The following is a 15856-nucleotide window of genomic DNA, read 5'->3' as shown; positions in this document are numbered from 1 at the left end:
ACGTCGGATAGGGTTGGGGCGTCGACCGCGGCTCGTCAGAGCGCGTCGTTGTCGGTCTCGCCGGTGCGGATGCGCACCGCCTGGTCGATCGAATGGACGAAGATCTTGCCGTCGCCGATCTGGCCGGTCTTGGCGGCGGCGGCGATCGCCTCGACCACCTTCTCGACCGACCCGGCCGCGACCGCGACCTCGATCTTCAGCTTCGGCAGGAAGCTCACGGCGTATTCCGCGCCGCGGTAGATTTCGGTGTGCCCCTTCTGCCGCCCGTACCCTTTGACCTCGGTGACGGTCAGCCCGTGAACGCCGATCCCGGTCAGGGCGTCGCGGACCTCGTCCAGCTTGAATGGCTTGATGATGGCCATCACGAGTTTCATGCGTCGCTTCCCCGTTGGCCCGCCGGGCCGGCGCATGGTCGCGCGCGGCGCCGGGAGACAGTTGCGTGGTCCGAGACGACAGCACGACGCGGCTGCGTCGTCGGGTCTCGCCGGCGCGGGGAATTCAAGGGTCGTGCCAACTGATGGAACGGTTGGGAAAACGTTGATTCCGCCAGCTTCCAGCGACGCCGGGACGGAATAGTGTCACGCTCTACGGGCAAGTTGCATGATTTATATGCAAAAAGCCTAATTATGCGGCCGTCAAATTAGGCGTCCGCATGGCGACGCTTAGGAAGTGAGCAATACCGTCGCCGGTTTATGCGCCAGGGCGGCGCCGGCGGATCAAACCTTCCTGCGCGACCGAGGCCACGAGTTGGCCGGATTCCGTGTAGATCCGCCCGCGCGTGAACCCCCGGGCGCCGCCGGCGAAGGGACTGTCCTGAGTGTAAAGCAGCCACTGGTCCGCCCGGAACGGCCGGTGGAACCAGAGCGCGTGATCCAGGCTTGCGGCCTGGATCTCGCCCGAGAACACCGAACTGCCGTGAGCCACAAGCGCGGTGTCCAGCAGCGTCATGTCGGAAGCGTAGGCGAGCACGCACTGGTGGATCGCGGGATCCTCGGGCAGCGCGGCGGTGGTCCGGATCCACACGCTCTGGTGCGGCGGCCGCGGCTTACCGTCCAGATAACGCATGGGGTCCACGTGCCGGAGCTCGATCGGCCGCTCGCGCTCGAAGTAATTGCGGATCGCCTCCGGCATGGTCGGCATCAGCTGCTCCTTGAGCGTGCGCTCGTCGGGCAGGTCTTCGGGCCGTGGAACCTCAGGCATGTCGAGCTGATGCTCGTAGCCCTCCTCGTCGAGATGATAGGAGGCCGACATCGAGAAGATGGCCTCGCCGTGCTGGATCGCGACGACGCGACGGGTGACGAAGCTGCGGCCGTCGCGGATCGGGTCGACCTCGTAGATGATCGGCGTCTTGGGATCGCCCGGGCGCATGAAGTAGCCGTGGAGCGAGTGGGGCGGGCGGCCGTCGACGGTGCGGGTCGCCGCCACCAGCGCCTGGCCCACGACCTGGCCGCCGAACACCCGTTGCCAGCCGGTCTGCGGGCTCAGGCCCCGAAACAGGTTCTTCTCCAGCGGCTCGAGGTCGAGAATCTTCAACAGATCGGCGACGGCGGACATGCGGATTCCCTGACTCGTGCGTTGTGCGAGCATGGACGCAGCGCGTCCGGCGTCAAGGCGCGGCCCGGTCGATCCGAACGGAGCCTCGGCGCGAGCGAAAGCGAGCGCGCCGGCCGACGCGCGGAGGACCAGCCGATGCTGTTCGCCATCCTGATGACCGTCTGCCGCGCGACCGATCCGAGCGCGTGCCACGAGGAGCGGGTCGAGTTCGAAGGTCCGGCGATGGGCTGCATCGTCAGCGCCCAGCCGGTCGTCGTCGACTGGACCGACCGCCATCCCAAGTGGACGGTGAAATCCTGGAAATGCCGGCCGCGCTAGGCCGTGCTATCACGCGCCTCATGACCGCTCCCGCCACGTCCTCCGCTCCCCTCGACGTCGCCGTCGCCGGCGCCGGCGCCGCGGGCCTCGCTCTCGCCGTGGCGCTGAAGCGGGCGCTGGGCCCCGGCCTCAGGATCACGGCGTTCGATCCAGCGCTCGGACGCGAGCCGCGAGACGACGGCCGCGCCTCCATGCTTGCGGCCGACGTCAGGCGCTTTCTCAGCGATCTCGGCGGCTGGCCGGAGGCGGCCTCCCCGGTCTCCGGGCTCCGGATCACCGACAGCCGGCTCGACGACGTCCTCCGCCCGATCTTTCTCGAGCTTGGAGCGAAGATTGCGGGCGAGCCTTTCGCCCACATGGCGTTCGACGCGGATCTGCGAGCGGCCCTGCGCGCGCAGGCCGAAGCCCTGGGCGTCGGTCTGGCCGCCGACGGCGTCGTCGGGCATCGGTCCGCGAGCGGGGGCCTTGCGCTTTCGCTCGCTTCGGGCGGAGAGACGACAGCGCGCCTTCTGGTCGCCGCCGATGGCGCGCGGTCGAGCGTGAGGGAGCGCGCGACAATCGCGGCCCACGTGATGGCCTACGACCAGATCGCGTTGACCGCGACCCTCGCCCACGAGCGGCCGCACGACGGCATCGCGACCCAGCACTTCCTGCCGGGCGGCCCCTTCGCGATGCTGCCGCTGGCCGGGAACAGGTCCGCGCTGGTGTGGAGCGAGCGGCGCGCGGCCGCCGAGGCCGTGATGGCATCCGACGACGCCGCGTTCCTGGCCGAAGTCGAACGCCGCGCCGGGCCCGCGTTCGGCGCGATCACGCTGGCGGGGCGCCGCGGGTCCTTCCCGCTGCGGCTGCTGCTGGCCCGGAGCTTCGTGGGAGACCGGGTCGCGCTTGTCGCCGACGCCGGCCATGTGGTGCATCCGCTCGCCGGTCAGGGCCTGAACGTCGGGCTGCGCGACGTCATGGCGCTCGCGAGCGTCGTGGCGGAGGCCGCCCGCGCGGGCGAGGACTGGGGAGCCCCCCAGACGCTCGACCGCTACGAGCGCGCGCGACGGTTTGACGTCGCCGCGCTCGCCGCGGCGACCGATGGGCTCTATCGGCTGTTCCGCTCTGACGCCGCCCGCCTTGCGCGCGACGTCGGCATGGGGCTCGTTGACCGGACGCCGGCGCTCAAACGGAAGATCGTCGAGATCGCGGCCGGCGGCTGAACGCCGGTCTCAATCCTCGAGCGGGCGAGCCTCGTCCGGCAGCATGATCGGAATGCCGTCGCGGATGGGATAAGCGAGCTTGGCGGGCTTCGAGATCAGCTCCTGGCGCGCCGCGTCATAGGTCAGCGTCGCCTTGGTGAGCGGGCACACCAGGATCTCGAGCAGCTTCGGATCGACGCCGCTGGCGCGGGGCGGAAGGTCGGTCGCGTCGGTCATTGCAGTGATGAACTCGCATCGCCGCGCGCTTTGGCCAGCTCCATCTCCGTGACGGCGACCAGGATCTCAGCGCGCGACTTGAGATCCGGAGCTTCGAGCAGCGCCTGCTTCTCGCGGGCGCCGAAGGGGCTCATCATGGCGAGCGCGTTGACGAGCGCCTCGTTGGGCGCACGACGGATGCCGTCCCAGTCGGCCTCGAGCTCGTTGGCGGCGAGATAATCCTTGAGCGTCTTGAGCAGAGCCTCGCGGTCGACATCCTCCTGGCCTTCGCCGGGCGCGAGATCGAGAGCGAACTCGTCGAACGTCACGCGCGCCTGCCTGTAGGGCGTCGCGGCGGTCAGCTCCTCGACAAGCGCGAACCGCGCGACGCCCGTCAGGGTGACGAGATAACGGCCGTCGCCTGTCTCCGCGAAGGCCGTCAGGCGGCCGGCGCAGCCGACGCGGACAAGGGCCGGCCGCTCCTCGTCGTCGGAGGCCTCCGGCGTCGGCTGGATCAGCCCGATCAGGCGGTGGGACCGGATCGAGTCCTCGATCATCGCGAGATAGCGCGGCTCGAAGATGTTGAGGGGCAACTCGCCCCGCGGCAGCAGCAGGGCGGCGCGCAGCGGAAACAGAGGGAGGACGGCCGGAAGCTCGTCGAGCTTATGGTAGACGATGTTGGAGGCCATCCCGCCACCCTCTCACGAGAACAGCAACGAGGACAGGCGCTTCCGGCCCGCGATCGTGTGCTCGTCCTTCGGCCCCCAGGCCTCGAACAGGGTCACGAGCTCCTTGCGGGCGCCGTCGTCGTTCCACGCGCGGTCGCGCTTGACGATCTCGAGCAGGTGGCCGACCGCCTCTTTCCGCAGACCCGCGGCCGCAAGCCCGACGGCGAGATCGAAGCGCGCCTGATGGTCGGCCGGATCCGCCGCGACCTTGGCCTCGAGCGGGGCGAGATCGCCGACGGCCGCAGCCTTCTCGGCGAGTTCGATCTGCGCCCGCGCGGCCGCAAGCGCCGGGTCGCCGGCCTTCGCCTCGGGGGCGGCGTCGAGCGTCGCCTTCGCCGCGGCGAGGTCGCCCTGGGCGATGAGCGCGCGGGCGAGGCCCCCGATCGCCGCGACCTCCTCCGGCTCCTCCGCGAGAATGTCGGCGAAGATCGCGGCGGCGGTTACTGCGTCGCCCTCCGCCAGCGTCGCCTCGGCCTCCGCAAGCGCCTCGGCGATCCCGCCGCCGCCGACCGGCTCGCCCAGCAGCCGTTCCACGAACGCCTGCACCTGCGCCTCCGGCAGCGCGCCCATGAAGCCGTCGACCGGCTGGCCGCGGGTGAAGGCGAACACCGCCGGAATCGACTGCACGCCGAGCTGGCCCGCGATCTCCGGGTATTGGTCGATGTTCATCTTGGCGAGCTTGACCTTGCCGCCCGCCGCCTTGACCACCTTCTCGAGCACGGGGGTGAGCTGCTTGCAGGGGCCGCACCAGGGCGCCCAGAAGTCGACGAGAACCGGGACGGTCTGGGACGCCTGGACCACGTCGGCCATGAAGGTCCGGGTCGTGGTCTCGACGATGAGGCCGTCGGCGGCTCCGACGGGGGGCGTGGCGCCATCGGCGAGCGTCATGCGCGGTCTCCTGATGAGGACGGCGGACGCAGTGATCCGCAGCTTTCGTTGGCGTGACAGATGGGGGAACCGGAGCGCGAATGCAAATGGGCCGCGCCGGCCCGCAGGGCAGATGGTCGCGGAGCCCGGGGTGGACAACCGCCCCCCGTTCCGAGGCATTGTGGACCCAAGACCCACACGATCCGCAAAGGACACCGCCGCCGATGACCGACACGCCCCTGGCTGACACCCCAAAGGCCCGCCGCAAGGTCGTCGTGGTTGGCGCAGGCTTCGCCGGGCTCACCGTCGCGCGCGGCCTCGCCAAGGCGGACGTGGATGTGACGGTGCTGGACCGGCACAACTACCACTGCTTCCAGCCGCTGCTCTACCAGGTCGCGACCGCCGAACTCTCGCCGGCGGACATCGCCTGGCCGATCCGGCACGTGCTGAAGTACCAGGCCAACGCCAAGGTGCTGCTGGCGAACGTCACCGGCGTCGACGTCGAGAACAAGCGCGTCGTCGCCGACACGGTGACCGTGCCTTACGACGAGCTCGTGCTCGCGACCGGCGCCACGCACTCCTACTTCGGGCGCGACGACTGGGCGGCCTTCGCCCCCGGCCTGAAGCGGATCGAGGACGCCACCGTCATCCGCCGCAAGCTGCTGATCGCCTTCGAGCGGGCGGAGCTCGCCGACGACCCGGCCGAGCGCGAGCAGCTGCTGACCTTCGCGATCGTGGGCGCGGGCCCGACCGGCGTGGAGATGGCGGGCGCCATCGTCGAGGTCGCGAAGCATGTGATGCCGTCCGACTTCCGCCGAATCGACCCGCGCACCGCCCGCGTCATCCTGATCGAGGCCGGGCCGCGCGTGCTGCCAGCGTTCCCGGAGACGCTGTCGGCCTACACCCACGCCTCGCTCGAGAAGATGGGCGTGGACGTTCGGGTTAACACGCGGGTAACAAACTGCGACGCGAGCGGCGTCGATCTCGAGGGCGGGCGACTGGACGCGTCAACCGTGATCTGGGCGGCCGGCGTGGTCGCCTCGCCCGCCGGCGTCTGGCTCGGCGCGCCGAGCGACCGGGCCGGCCGCGTGCAGGTGGAGAAGGACCTGACGGTCCCGGGCCACCCCGAGATCTTCGTCATCGGCGACACCTCCTCCGTCTCCCGCGAGGACGGCTCCCCGGTGCCGGGCGTCGCGCCCGCCGCCAAGCAGATGGGCGTCTACGTGGCGGACGTGATCGCGTCGCGCGCCCGCGACGCCGTCCCGCCGCCGGCCTTCCGCTACAAGCACCAGGGCGATCTCGCGACCATCGGGCGGAAGTCCGCGGTGGTGAAGCTGCCCTACATGAACCTGACCGGAATCACGGCCTGGCTGTTCTGGTCCGTCATCCACGTGTTCTTCCTGATCGGCGTGCGCCACCGCATCGCCGTCGCGTTCAAGTGGGTGTGGGACTTCATGACCTTCCAGCGCGGCGCGCGGCTCATCACCGACCAGAAGGACCAGATCTGAGCGGCCGCTCCCGCCCGATCGGAACCGAGTCCTAAGCTCTGGAGTTTGTTCGTCGAGACCACACGGAGGCGACGATCATGTTCAAGGGCGGGCTTCTCTGGCTGATCGGCATTCCGCTGCCGATCATTCTCATTCTCTGGTTCCTCGGCTACCTGAGCTGAGGCCACGAAAAAGGCCCCGGAGATCGCTCCCCGGGGCCTTTTTCGTTGTCTTGTGGGCGTTAGAGGTTCCGCAAGTGCCGCGCAGGGGTCTCGCCCAGGATGCGCCAGGTGCCGACAAGGCCGAGCACGATGGTCAGCACCAGCGCGACAAGCGCGGCGCCGCCCGCCCCGACAGGGTCGAACCAGAAGTCGATGCGCATGATCTCGGTCGCGACCGCCCAGGCCGCAAGCGAGCCGACGACGAGGCCGAAGACCGCGGTCACCAACCCCAGCAGTGCGTACTCCGCCGCAAAGGCCGCGAGCAGGCGGCCACGAGTAGCGCCCAGCGTCTTCAGCACCACCGCTTCGTAGACCCGGCGGCGGTGGCCCGCGGCGAGCGCGCCCGCCAGCACGAGGATGCTCGCGACCAGCGTCACCCCGCTCGCGGCGCGGATCGCCAGCGCGAGGTTGCCGACGATGGCCTCGATAGCGGTGAGCGCGTCCTTCACCCGGATCGCCGTCATCGTGGGGAAGTCGCGCGTCAGGTCCCGGAGCAGGCCGAGCTCCTTCGCGTCGCCGGCGCCTTGCGGGAAGCCGACGGTCGCGAGCGTCATGTACGGCGCGCCGGCGAAGGCGTTCGGCGAGAACACCATGAAGAAGTTGATCCCCATGGTCTCCCAGTGGATCTCGCGCAGGTTCGCGACCTTCGCGGTGATCGTCCGGCCGAGCACGTTGACGCCGATCTCATCGCCGACCTTGAGCCGAAGGCCCTCGGCCAGCCGCCGGTCGAACGAGACCAGCGGCGGTCCGGCGTAGTCCGCCGGCCACCATTCGCCCGAGATCACCGTCGAGCCTTCGGGCGCCGTCGCGGAGAAGGTGACGCCGCGGTCGCCGCGCAGCGCCCAGCGGGACTCGGGATCGACGGCCGCGTCTTCGGAAGGCTCGCCCTTCAACGACACGATCGAGCCGCGCAGCATTGGCGTGCTGTTGAAGTCCGCCTCGGGCGCCTTCGCTTTCACCACCTCTGCGAAGCGCTCCCGCTCGGTGGAGGGGATGTCGAGGAAGAAGAACGCCGGCGCCTTCTGAGGCAGCTCGTTCGAGAGCTGGCGGCGGATCGAGGAGTCGATCAGCGTCAGCGCCACCAGCAGCACGAGCCCGAGACCGAGCGACATGACGACGGACGGCGTCAGCGCGCCCGGCCGGTGGACGTTGGCGAGCGCGAGCTTCAGCTCCACCCGCTTCGGCCGCGGCAGCCGCGCGGCGACCGCCATGATGCCCCAGGAGATCAGTCGCAACGCAATGAAAGCGCCGATCGTCGCGACGACGAAGGCGGTGGCGATGCGCCGGTCGTAGGCCGCGAACACCGCAAGCCCGGCAAGCGCCGCGGCGGCCAGGCCGGTCGCGACCATGTAGCCGAGGCGAGGATAGCGGCGGTCCGGCGCGATCGCGTCGCGGAACAGCGCCGCGACCGGCACGTCATGCGCGCGCCCGAGCGGCCAGAACGCGAAGGCGAGCGCGGTCAGGCCGCCGTAGGCCGCGGCGAGCGCCAGCTCCCGCGGGAAGATCGACGGCGCGAGCGGCAGCGGCAGCAGGCCTTTGAGCGCAGCGGCCGCTCCGAACGGGATCGCCGCGCCCAGGACCAAGCCGATGGCGACGCCCAGCGCGCCGAGCGCCGCCACCTCGATCAGGTGGACGAGAAAGACGGTCCGCCCGGAGGCGCCGACGCTCTTCAGAATGGCGATGGTGTTGCGCTTGCGGTCGACGAAGGCGGAGATCGCGTTGGCGACGCCCACCCCGCCGACCACGAGCGCGGCGAGGCCGACGATCGTGAGAAACTGGGTGAAACGGTCGACGTTGCGCTGCAGCTGCGGCGCGGCGTTGAGGCGGGAGCGGGCTTCAAAGCCGGAGCCCTTCGCCTCGCGCTCGACGTCGGCAAGCAGCGCCCGCACCGCGTCGTCGCTCGGCTCGCCGGGCATCGCGACCCGGTAGGACCAGCGCACGAGGCTGCCGGGCTGCAGCAGGCCCGAGGCCTTGAGCGCGGGCTCGGACACCAGCACGCGCGGGCCGAAGCCGACGCCGTCCGACAGCTTGTCCGGCTCCTGCGTCAGGGTCGCGCGGATGTCGAAGCGGGAGGAGCCGATCTCGATGCGATCCCCGACCTTGACGTCCAGCCGGGCGAGCAACGCCGGGTCGACCGCCGCGCCGAACGCGCCGTCCTTTACCGCCAGAAGCTCCGGCAGCGGCGCGGCGGGCTCGGTCGTGGCGCGGCCGACCATCGGCCAAGCTCCGTCGACCGCCTTGAGTTCGATCAGCGTCGAGTCGCCGGAGGCCGCGCGGCCCATGGAGCGCATGGTGGCCACCGTCGCGATCCGGCCTTTGGCCTCCAGCAGCGTCCGCTCGGCGGGCGTGGCCTCCCGGTGCATCAGCGCGAAGGCGGCGTCGCCGCCGAGGATGGCGCGACCCTCGCGCTGCAGGCCCTCGGTCAGCCCGCGCGACAGCGAGCCGACGCCCGCGATCGCCGCGACGCCGAGCGCGAGGCACCCGAGGAACACGATGAACCCCTGCACCCCTCCGCGCAGATCGCGCGCGGCGAGCCGGAACGGAATGGGCAGGCGAAACGCGGAGCGGCGGTCGGCGGGGCGGGCGGCGGCGACGTCGCTCACGCCGCGGCCTCCACTAGATCCTCAATCCGGCCCGAACGCAGGCGCACCGTCCGGCCGCAACGCGCGGCGAGCGCGGGATCATGCGTGACGAGCACCAGCGTCGCGCCACGCTCGGCGGTCTTGGCGAACAGCAGGTCGGCGATCTGCCGGCCGGTCGTCTCATCGAGATTGCCGGTAGGCTCGTCAGCCACCAGCAGCTCCGGCCGCGAGCTGAGCGCCCGCGCGAGCGCGACGCGCTGCTGCTCGCCGCCCGAGAGCTCCGCCGGATGATGATCGAGCCGATGCCCGAGCCCGACCGCGGCGAGCTCCGCCTTGGCGCGCTCAATCGCGTCGTTCACGCCCGCGAGCTCCAGCGGCACCGCGACGTTTTCGAGCGCGGTCATGGTGGGGATGAGGTGGAAAGACTGGAACACGACGCCTACGTTGCGGCCGCGGAAGCGCGCGAGGCCGTCCTCGTCCAGCGCGCCGAGATCCTGGCCCAGGATCGAGACCGTTCCGCCATCCGGGCGCTCCAGGCCTGCGAGCGTCATGAGGAGGGTGGACTTGCCGGACCCAGACGGGCCGACCAATCCGACCACTTCGCCTCGCCCTATAACAAGGCTCACGTCCTTCAGGATGTGGACCCGCGCGGGACCCTGGCCCAGCGACAGATTGACGTTTCGGAGTTCGATCGCAGACATGAAGCCTCTGGTCTCGGCGCGGAACGCGCCTGTGCGGCGCAGCATCACGTCAGATAACGACGGGAACGCGGCGCGCCAGCCGTCCCGCCGCGCCTTGCTGGCGCTCGCCGCCGCCGCTCTCGCAAGCGTGATGCCTCTGCGTACGGCGCGCGCCCAGTCTCCGATCAGACTGGTCGCCTTCGGAGATAGCCTTACGGCCGGCTACGGGCTCGGGCCGCGGGAAGGCTTCGCGCCGCGTCTGGAGGCGGCGCTCAAGAGCCGCGGGCACAATGTCGTGGTCGCGAACGCCGGCGTCTCCGGCGACACCGCGAGCGGCGGCGCCGATCGGCTGGACTGGTCGGTGCCGGACGGGACCGACGGCGTGATTGTGGAGCTCGGCGCGAACGACATGCTCCGCGGCGTCGACCCGAAGATCACGCGCGCCGCGCTGACCCGCATCCTTGACCGTCTGGCGGCCCGCAAAATCCCCGCCATGCTCGCCGGCATGCGCGCCTCGCCGAACCTCGGGTCGGACTACGTCAGGCGGTTCGAGAGCATCTATCCCGACCTTGCGAAAGAGCGCGGCCTGGTGCTTTACCCGTTCTTCCTCGAAGGCGTGGTTGGCGACCGCTCCCTCAATCTTCCTGACGGCCTGCACCCCACCGCCAAGGGGGTGGACGTGGTGGTCGCAAACATCACGCCGACGGTCGAAAAATTTCTCGCCCAGATCGCCGCGCGGCGATCGTAAGCCCGCCACCCCTCAGCACTGCGTCCCGCCCCGCGCTGGCGGCTGCGGGCGCGCTGCCGACCTCAACGCAAAGGCCTATTCGATGGAGTATCGCAAGCTCGGGCGGACGGAGCTCGACGTCAGCGTCGTGTGCCTCGGCACCATGACCTTCGGCGAGCAAAACACCGAGGCTGAGGGCCATGCGCAGATGGACCGCGCTCGCGACGCGGGCGTGAACTTTCTCGACGCCGCCGAGCTCTACCCGATCCCGCCGAAGCCCGAGACGCAGGGGAGGACCGAGGAGATCATCGGCTCCTGGCTCGCGGACCGCGGTGGCCGCGACAAGACGATCGTCGCCACCAAGGTGGTCGGCCGCACCGTGATGGAGTGGTTCCGAAAGGACGGCTCGAAGGGCGAGCTGTCGCGCGGCCAGATCCGCGAGGCGGTCGAAGGCAGCCTGCGGCGGCTTCGCACCGACTACATCGACCTCTACCAGCTGCATTGGCCGGACCGGGAGGTGACGCAGTTCGGCTCGAACCCGGTCGTCTTCCGCCCGGTGGAGCCGGCGCCGGGCGAGCACCCGATCCACGAGACGCTGGAGATCCTTGGCGAGCTGGTGCGTGAGGGCAAGATCCGTCACATCGGGCTCTCGAACGAAAGCGCTTGGGGGACCATGCGCTTCCTTGCCGAATCCGACGCCCGCGGGCTGCCGCGCGTGGCTTCGATCCAGAACGCGTACAATCTTCTGAACCGCACCTTCGAGACCAACCTCGCCGAGGTCGCCCTGCGCGAGGACGTCGGGCTGCTGGCCTATTCGCCGCTGGGCCAGGGCTATCTCACGGGCAAGTACCGCGACGGCGCGCTGCCCGCCGGCGCCCGCAAGACGCTGTTCGACCGCCTCCAGCGCTACGAGACGGCGGGGGCGGAAGGCGCGGTGGAGGCCTATTGCGATCTAGCTGGGGAGATCGGCTGGAGCGCCGCCCATCTCGCCTTGAAGTTCGCCGCGACCCGGTCCTTCATGACCTCCGTGATCATCGGCGCGACCACTCTGGAGCAGCTCGACCACGACCTCGCGGCCTTCGACCAGCCGTGGTCGGAGGACATCGAAGCCCGCGTCGACGCCATCCACAAGGTCCGCGCGAATCCTTGTCCCTGAGGGCCTGACCGCCGCGGGACGCGTGTTGCGAGGAGACGCGCCATGCCGCGGCTGTTCACCGCGATCGAGGTGCCCGAGGACATCGGCCTCGCGCTTTCCGGCTACCGCGGCGGTCTGTCCGGCGCGCGCTGGATCGACGTCGAGAACTACCACGTCACCCTGCGCTTCCTCGGCGACGTGGACGAAGGCGTCGCGCAGGAGGCGGCCTACCTGCTGGGCGCGATCCGGCGTCCGCCGTTCGACGTGGCGATCGAGGGCCTCGACGCCTTCGGCGGCGCGCGGCCGCGGGCGCTGATCGCCAAGGTCGCGCCCTCGCCCGCCATCCTCGAGCTGCAGGCCGAGCACGAACGGTTGATGCGTCGGGCGGGGCTCCCGGCGGAGTCGCGCAAGTTCACGCCGCACGTGACGCTGGCGCGCCTGCGCGACGCCTCGCCCCGCGCGGTCGCGGACTATCTCGGCCTCCGCGGCGGGCCGGCGCGGCTGTCGTTCCGGGCGGAGCAGTTCGTGATCTACTCCTCGCGCGATTCCGTCGGCGGCGGCCCCTATGTGGTCGAGGCGGCCTATCCGCTGAGATGAACGGGCGGCCTCCCATATGAGGCCGAGAGAGCGCGCGCTTCGGAACGGGTTGACCGCCCGCCGGCGCCGGAGCATGACAGCGCGCGAGGAGAAGACCCATGCAGAAGTTCACCACGCTGACGGGCGTCGCCGCCCCCCTGCCGATGATCAACATCGACACCGACATGATCATCCCGAAGCAGTACCTCAAGACGATCAAGCGGACCGGGCTCGGCGCGGGCCTGTTCTCGGAGCTGCGCTACAACGCCGACGGTTCGGAGAACCCGGACTTCGTGCTGAACCAGCCGGCCTACAAGAACGCGGAGATCCTGGTCGCCGGCGACAACTTCGGCTGCGGATCGTCCCGCGAGCACGCTCCCTGGGCGCTGCTGGACAAGGGCATCCGCTGCGTGATCTCGACCTCGTTCGCGGACATCTTCTACAACAACTGCTTCAAGAACGGCATTCTGCCGATCGTCGTGTCCCCGGAGGACCACGCCAAGCTGTTGGACGACGCGGAACGCGGCGCCAACGCCCGGCTGACCATCGACCTCGCGGCGCAGACCATCTCCGGACCGGACGGCGGGACGGTGACCTTCGAGATCGACCCCTTCCGCAAGCGCTGCCTGCTGGAAGGCCTCGACGACATCGGCCTGACGATGGAGAAGGTCGACCGCATCTCCGGTTTCGAGCAGAAGCTCGCCGCCGACCGCCCCTGGGCGTAAATCACCGCAGTGCTCCTCCGGCTCGACCGGAGGACCCACCGCCAGCGCCATCTTGACGCCGCAGATCATGGTCCGCCCAAGCCGGACCATGACGTCTCACGTGTCCTACGACAGAGCCCAACCATGACCCGCCGCCTGATCTCCACCGGTTCGCCCTTCGAGAAGACGGCGGGCTACAGCCGCGCTGTGGTCGACGGCGACCTCGTGTTCGTTTCCGGCACCACCGGCTACGACTACGCCACCATGACGATGCCGGACAGCGTCGAGCAGCAGGCCCGCAACGCCTTCGCGACCATCGAGAAGGCGCTGAAGGACGCCGGCGCGACGTTCGCCGACGTCGTGCAGACCCGCTATTACCTGACCGACCCCGCGACCGCAGGCGAACTGTTCACCGTCACCGGCGAGATCTTCAGCGAGATCCGCCCGGCGAACACCACCGTCGTCTGCGCTCTGATCAAGCCCGAGATGAAGATCGAAATCGAGGTGACCGCCCGCGTCAGGTCGTGACGAGGCGGAGCTTCCGGTCCAGCACGTCAAGAACGCGGGCGAGATCGTGCCCGCGCTTGAGGATCAGCCCGGTGGTCGTGACCACCGCGTAGGCGCCCTGCCGGCGGGCGAGCCTGGGCGTCTTCTCGATGCGGTAGAGCGGCGCCTCGCTCGCGCGCCGGAACACCGAGAACACCGCCTGTTCCTTGAGAAAGTCGATGGCGTAGTCGCGCCACTCGCCGGCCGCCACCATGCGACCGTAGAGCCCCAGGATGGCCTGAAGCTCGCGGCGGTCGAACGAGACCTGGGCGGGAGTGGGTTGCGGGGCGGGCGCCGCAGGCGGGACGCTGGGCGTCGGACGCGGCGTAAAACGTATGGGCTCCTGATCGCTCATGGCGCCTCCTTCATCGCGCCGTCATGATCGCGCCCCGGACGGGGGAGCGCAAGCGGCGCGGCGACGCGGGGGCGATCAGGGCGCGGGCGCGCTCAGGGCCTTGAGGAGCGCCGCCTCGAACTCGGCGGGCGCCTGCACATGCGGGGAGTGCCCGAGCCTATCGAAGGCGACCAGCGTCGCGCCGGGGATCGCCGCCGCCGCGGCGCGACCGAGCGCCGGGTAGTCGCCGAGCGTCTTCGCGATCTCGGGAGCCGCGCGGTTCGCGCCCGGGGCGGTGCGATCGAGCTGGCCGATCATCAGCGTGGTCGGAACCGCGATCTTCGGAAACTCGTACACGACCGGCTGGGTGTAGATCATGTCGCTCGTGCGCGCGGAGGCGCGTTCGACCGCGTCCTTGCCGTCGCCCGCGTACATTCCCGCGTACATGTCGACCCAGCGATCGTAGGGCGCGCGCCATTCGCCGGAGTAGTAGTACTTCAGCTGATAGGCCTTCACGCTGTCGAACGAGGTCTTGCGCTCGGCGGCGAGGAGCTGGTCGATGGGCGCGTAGGGCACGCCCTTAGCCTTCCAGTCCTCGAGGCCGATCGGGTTCACCATCACCAACCGCTCGACCTCAGCCGGATAGCTGAGCGCGTAGCGCGCGGCGAGCATGCCGCCCATGGAATGGCCGACAATCGTGGCGCGCGGGATCTTCAGGCTCTGCAGGAGCGCGTGGGTGTTCGCCGCGAGCTGGTTGAACGAGTACTGGTAGGCGGCCGGCTTCGACGACTTGCAGAAGCCGATCTGGTCCGGCGCGATCACGCGATAGCCCGCCCGCGTGAGCGCGCCGATCGCGCTCTCGAAGGTCGCGGCGCAGAAGTTCTTGCCGTGCAGCGTCACGACCGTCCGGCCGTTCGCGGGGCCGGTCGGCGCGATGTCCATGTAGGCCATCTCGGCCGGCTCGCCCTGCGAGACGAAGGCGAAGGTCATGACCTGATAGGGGTAGGCGAAGCCGTCCAGACGCTCGCCGTAGGCGGCCGCCCCCGCGCCGCCGGCGGAGGCCAGCAGAGCCGCGGCGATAACCGCCAGGCGACGGATCACAAGGGATCTCGCAGACGCGACTGCAGCGTGGGCGCGATCTTCGGCTGGTCGACCTGCGCCGCGCCGAGGATCGGCCCCGGCTGGCCGCCGCTGCCCGCCTGCACGACGATTGCGACGGCGTCGCTGTCGGGGTGGCTGAGTTCGTCGGCCGGCACGTCGAACTTGGCGGCGTCCCCGTTCCAGACGCCCAGGCGGGTCATCTTGCGGACCACGTTGGCGTAGGTGACCGTCCGTCCCGCGTTCTCGCCCCGCCCGATCTGGACGGTGCGCGAGCGCTCGACCGAGAAGGCCCAGACTTCCGCATGGCGAGGTTCGCCCCCGGTCCGCGCCTGGGCGACCGCGACCGACACCCGGCCGTCCGCCGCGGTGACCGCGACCGGAAGCGTCAGGGCGTTGTCGCCGGCTTCGGCGCGGGTCACGACCCCCGCGACCGCCGCGCCGTCGCCGCCGACGGCGGCCTCTCGGCCGTTCACGACGATCTGCGGGGTGTAGATCTTGCGGTCGCCGCGGGTCGCCGCATAGGCGCGCTGCCGCGCGCTGTTGGCGGGGCTCGCCAGCGTGTCGCGCCAGCCGAGATAGTCCCAATAGTCCACGGGCAGCGTCAGCACGAGGTTCTGCCCGTCACGCGCCAGTTCGCTCGCCAGACGGTCGGCCGGCGGGCAGGCCGAACAGCCCTGGCTGGTGAACAGCTCGATCACGCCGCGAGGCGCGGTTTCGCCCGCCTGCGCGACCGGGGCGGCCGCGAGGAAAGAAGCGAAGGCGAGAGCGACGAGACGCATGGGGAACAGCCGGACGTGGGACGCATTCGGGGAGTCGGAGAGTAGGTCGCGACGCCCATGCGAGACCACTCACATGGCGGTGACGCGCGGCCTCGTGATCGACGCGGGTCCCGCAAAGGC

General features: G+C 70.2%; 18 protein-coding genes. 8 read left to right on the top strand and 10 right to left on the bottom strand.

From position 1 onward, the window contains the following. Positions 1-35: 35 nt before the first annotated feature. A complete protein-coding gene (locus tag METY_RS19045; protein ID WP_020186841.1) occupies positions 36-374 on the bottom strand; it encodes a P-II family nitrogen regulator in 339 nt (112 codons plus the stop codon). 316 nt (positions 375-690) lie between these two features. Then, positions 691-1554, bottom strand: coding sequence for an acyl-CoA thioesterase II (gene tesB / locus METY_RS19040; RefSeq protein ID WP_103122967.1), 864 nt, complete (start codon positions 1552-1554; stop codon positions 691-693). A 135-nt stretch (positions 1555-1689) separates the two neighbouring features. On the opposite strand from tesB, the gene METY_RS19035 reads away from it, so the two are divergent. Together METY_RS19035 and METY_RS19030 are read left to right on the top strand one after the other, a co-directional pair. Then, entirely contained in the window at positions 1690-1872 is a 183-nt protein-coding gene (locus METY_RS19035; protein ID WP_103122995.1) for a hypothetical protein, read from the top strand. Positions 1873-1892: 20 nt separating this feature from the next. Then, positions 1893-3074: an FAD-dependent monooxygenase gene (locus METY_RS19030; protein ID WP_103122994.1), complete on the top strand. Its 1182-nt coding sequence runs from the start codon at positions 1893-1895 to the stop codon at positions 3072-3074. A 9-nt stretch (positions 3075-3083) separates the two neighbouring features. Here METY_RS19030 and METY_RS19025 read toward each other — a convergent pair whose 3' ends face one another. From METY_RS19025 to trxA, 3 genes are read right to left on the bottom strand one after another with little or no spacing between them, the layout of a single operon-like run. Beyond that, on the bottom strand, positions 3084-3290 hold the full coding sequence (locus tag METY_RS19025) for a Trm112 family protein (RefSeq protein WP_103122966.1): 207 nt from the start codon (positions 3288-3290) through the stop codon (positions 3084-3086). Then, positions 3287-3958, bottom strand: a complete 672-nt coding sequence (locus tag METY_RS19020; protein WP_103122965.1) for an LON peptidase substrate-binding domain-containing protein — start codon at positions 3956-3958, stop codon at positions 3287-3289. The genes METY_RS19025 and METY_RS19020 overlap by 4 nt, the downstream gene beginning before the upstream one ends. Before the next feature lie 12 nt (positions 3959-3970). Then, positions 3971-4885 (bottom strand): thioredoxin, encoded by a 915-nt coding sequence (gene trxA / locus METY_RS19015; RefSeq protein WP_103122964.1) that lies wholly within the window; start codon positions 4883-4885, stop codon positions 3971-3973. A 203-nt stretch (positions 4886-5088) separates the two neighbouring features. Here trxA and METY_RS19010 point away from each other — a divergent pair, with 203 nt between their 5' ends. Next, positions 5089-6372, top strand: coding sequence for an NAD(P)/FAD-dependent oxidoreductase (locus tag METY_RS19010; RefSeq protein WP_103122963.1), 1284 nt, complete (start codon positions 5089-5091; stop codon positions 6370-6372). Between the two features lie 220 nt (positions 6373-6592). Here the strand turns inward: METY_RS19010 and METY_RS19005 are convergent, their stop codons facing one another. Next, the gene (locus tag METY_RS19005) at positions 6593-9175 is read right to left on the bottom strand and encodes an ABC transporter permease (protein WP_103122962.1); all 2583 of its coding nucleotides are present in this window, start codon (positions 9173-9175) and stop codon (positions 6593-6595) included. Further along, positions 9172-9855, bottom strand: a complete 684-nt coding sequence (locus METY_RS19000) for an ABC transporter ATP-binding protein (protein WP_103122961.1) — start codon at positions 9853-9855, stop codon at positions 9172-9174. Before METY_RS19000 ends, METY_RS19005 begins: the two co-directional genes overlap by 4 nt. A 130-nt stretch (positions 9856-9985) precedes the next feature. On the opposite strand from METY_RS19000, the gene METY_RS18995 reads away from it, so the two are divergent. From METY_RS18995 to METY_RS18975, 5 genes are all read left to right on the top strand, one after another. Then, a complete protein-coding gene (locus tag METY_RS18995; protein WP_103122993.1) occupies positions 9986-10582 on the top strand; it encodes an arylesterase in 597 nt (198 codons plus the stop codon). Between the two features lie 82 nt (positions 10583-10664). Continuing rightward, positions 10665-11717 (top strand): aldo/keto reductase, encoded by a 1053-nt coding sequence (locus METY_RS18990; RefSeq protein ID WP_103122960.1) that lies wholly within the window; start codon positions 10665-10667, stop codon positions 11715-11717. A 42-nt stretch (positions 11718-11759) separates the two neighbouring features. Continuing rightward, complete coding sequence (gene thpR, locus METY_RS18985; protein ID WP_103122959.1) at positions 11760-12293, top strand: RNA 2',3'-cyclic phosphodiesterase; 534 nt, start codon at positions 11760-11762, stop codon at positions 12291-12293. 98 nt (positions 12294-12391) lie between these two features. Continuing rightward, positions 12392-12997 carry a 3-isopropylmalate dehydratase small subunit gene (gene leuD, locus METY_RS18980; protein ID WP_103122958.1) on the top strand — a complete coding sequence of 202 codons (606 nt, stop codon included), beginning with the start codon at positions 12392-12394 and terminating at the stop codon, positions 12995-12997. Positions 12998-13120: 123 nt separating this feature from the next. Continuing rightward, positions 13121-13504 (top strand): RidA family protein, encoded by a 384-nt coding sequence (locus METY_RS18975; RefSeq protein WP_103122957.1) that lies wholly within the window; start codon positions 13121-13123, stop codon positions 13502-13504. Here METY_RS18975 and METY_RS18970 read toward each other — a convergent pair. The 3 genes from METY_RS18970 to METY_RS18960 all read right to left on the bottom strand — a co-directional run bounded on the left by METY_RS18970 (position 13494) and on the right by METY_RS18960 (position 15736). Next, complete coding sequence (locus METY_RS18970; RefSeq protein ID WP_103122956.1) at positions 13494-13877, bottom strand: DUF2794 domain-containing protein; 384 nt, start codon at positions 13875-13877, stop codon at positions 13494-13496. The two genes, METY_RS18975 and METY_RS18970, sit on opposite strands and share 11 nt — an antisense overlap. Positions 13878-13952: 75 nt before the next feature. Continuing rightward, positions 13953-14957 carry an alpha/beta fold hydrolase gene (locus METY_RS18965; protein WP_200819739.1) on the bottom strand — a complete coding sequence of 335 codons (1005 nt, stop codon included), beginning with the start codon at positions 14955-14957 and terminating at the stop codon, positions 13953-13955. Continuing rightward, the gene (locus tag METY_RS18960) at positions 14954-15736 is read right to left on the bottom strand and encodes a DUF1223 domain-containing protein (RefSeq protein WP_103122955.1); all 783 of its coding nucleotides are present in this window, start codon (positions 15734-15736) and stop codon (positions 14954-14956) included. Before METY_RS18960 ends, METY_RS18965 begins: the two co-directional genes overlap by 4 nt. Positions 15737-15856 lie beyond the last annotated feature (120 nt).

The sequence above is a fragment of the Methylopila sp. Yamaguchi genome (genome assembly GCF_002897035.1).
Taxonomy (GTDB): domain Bacteria; phylum Pseudomonadota; class Alphaproteobacteria; order Rhizobiales; family Methylopilaceae; genus Methylopila.
The sequence above is the reverse complement of the archived record's forward strand: the minus strand, read 5'-3'. Positions and strand labels throughout refer to the sequence as shown.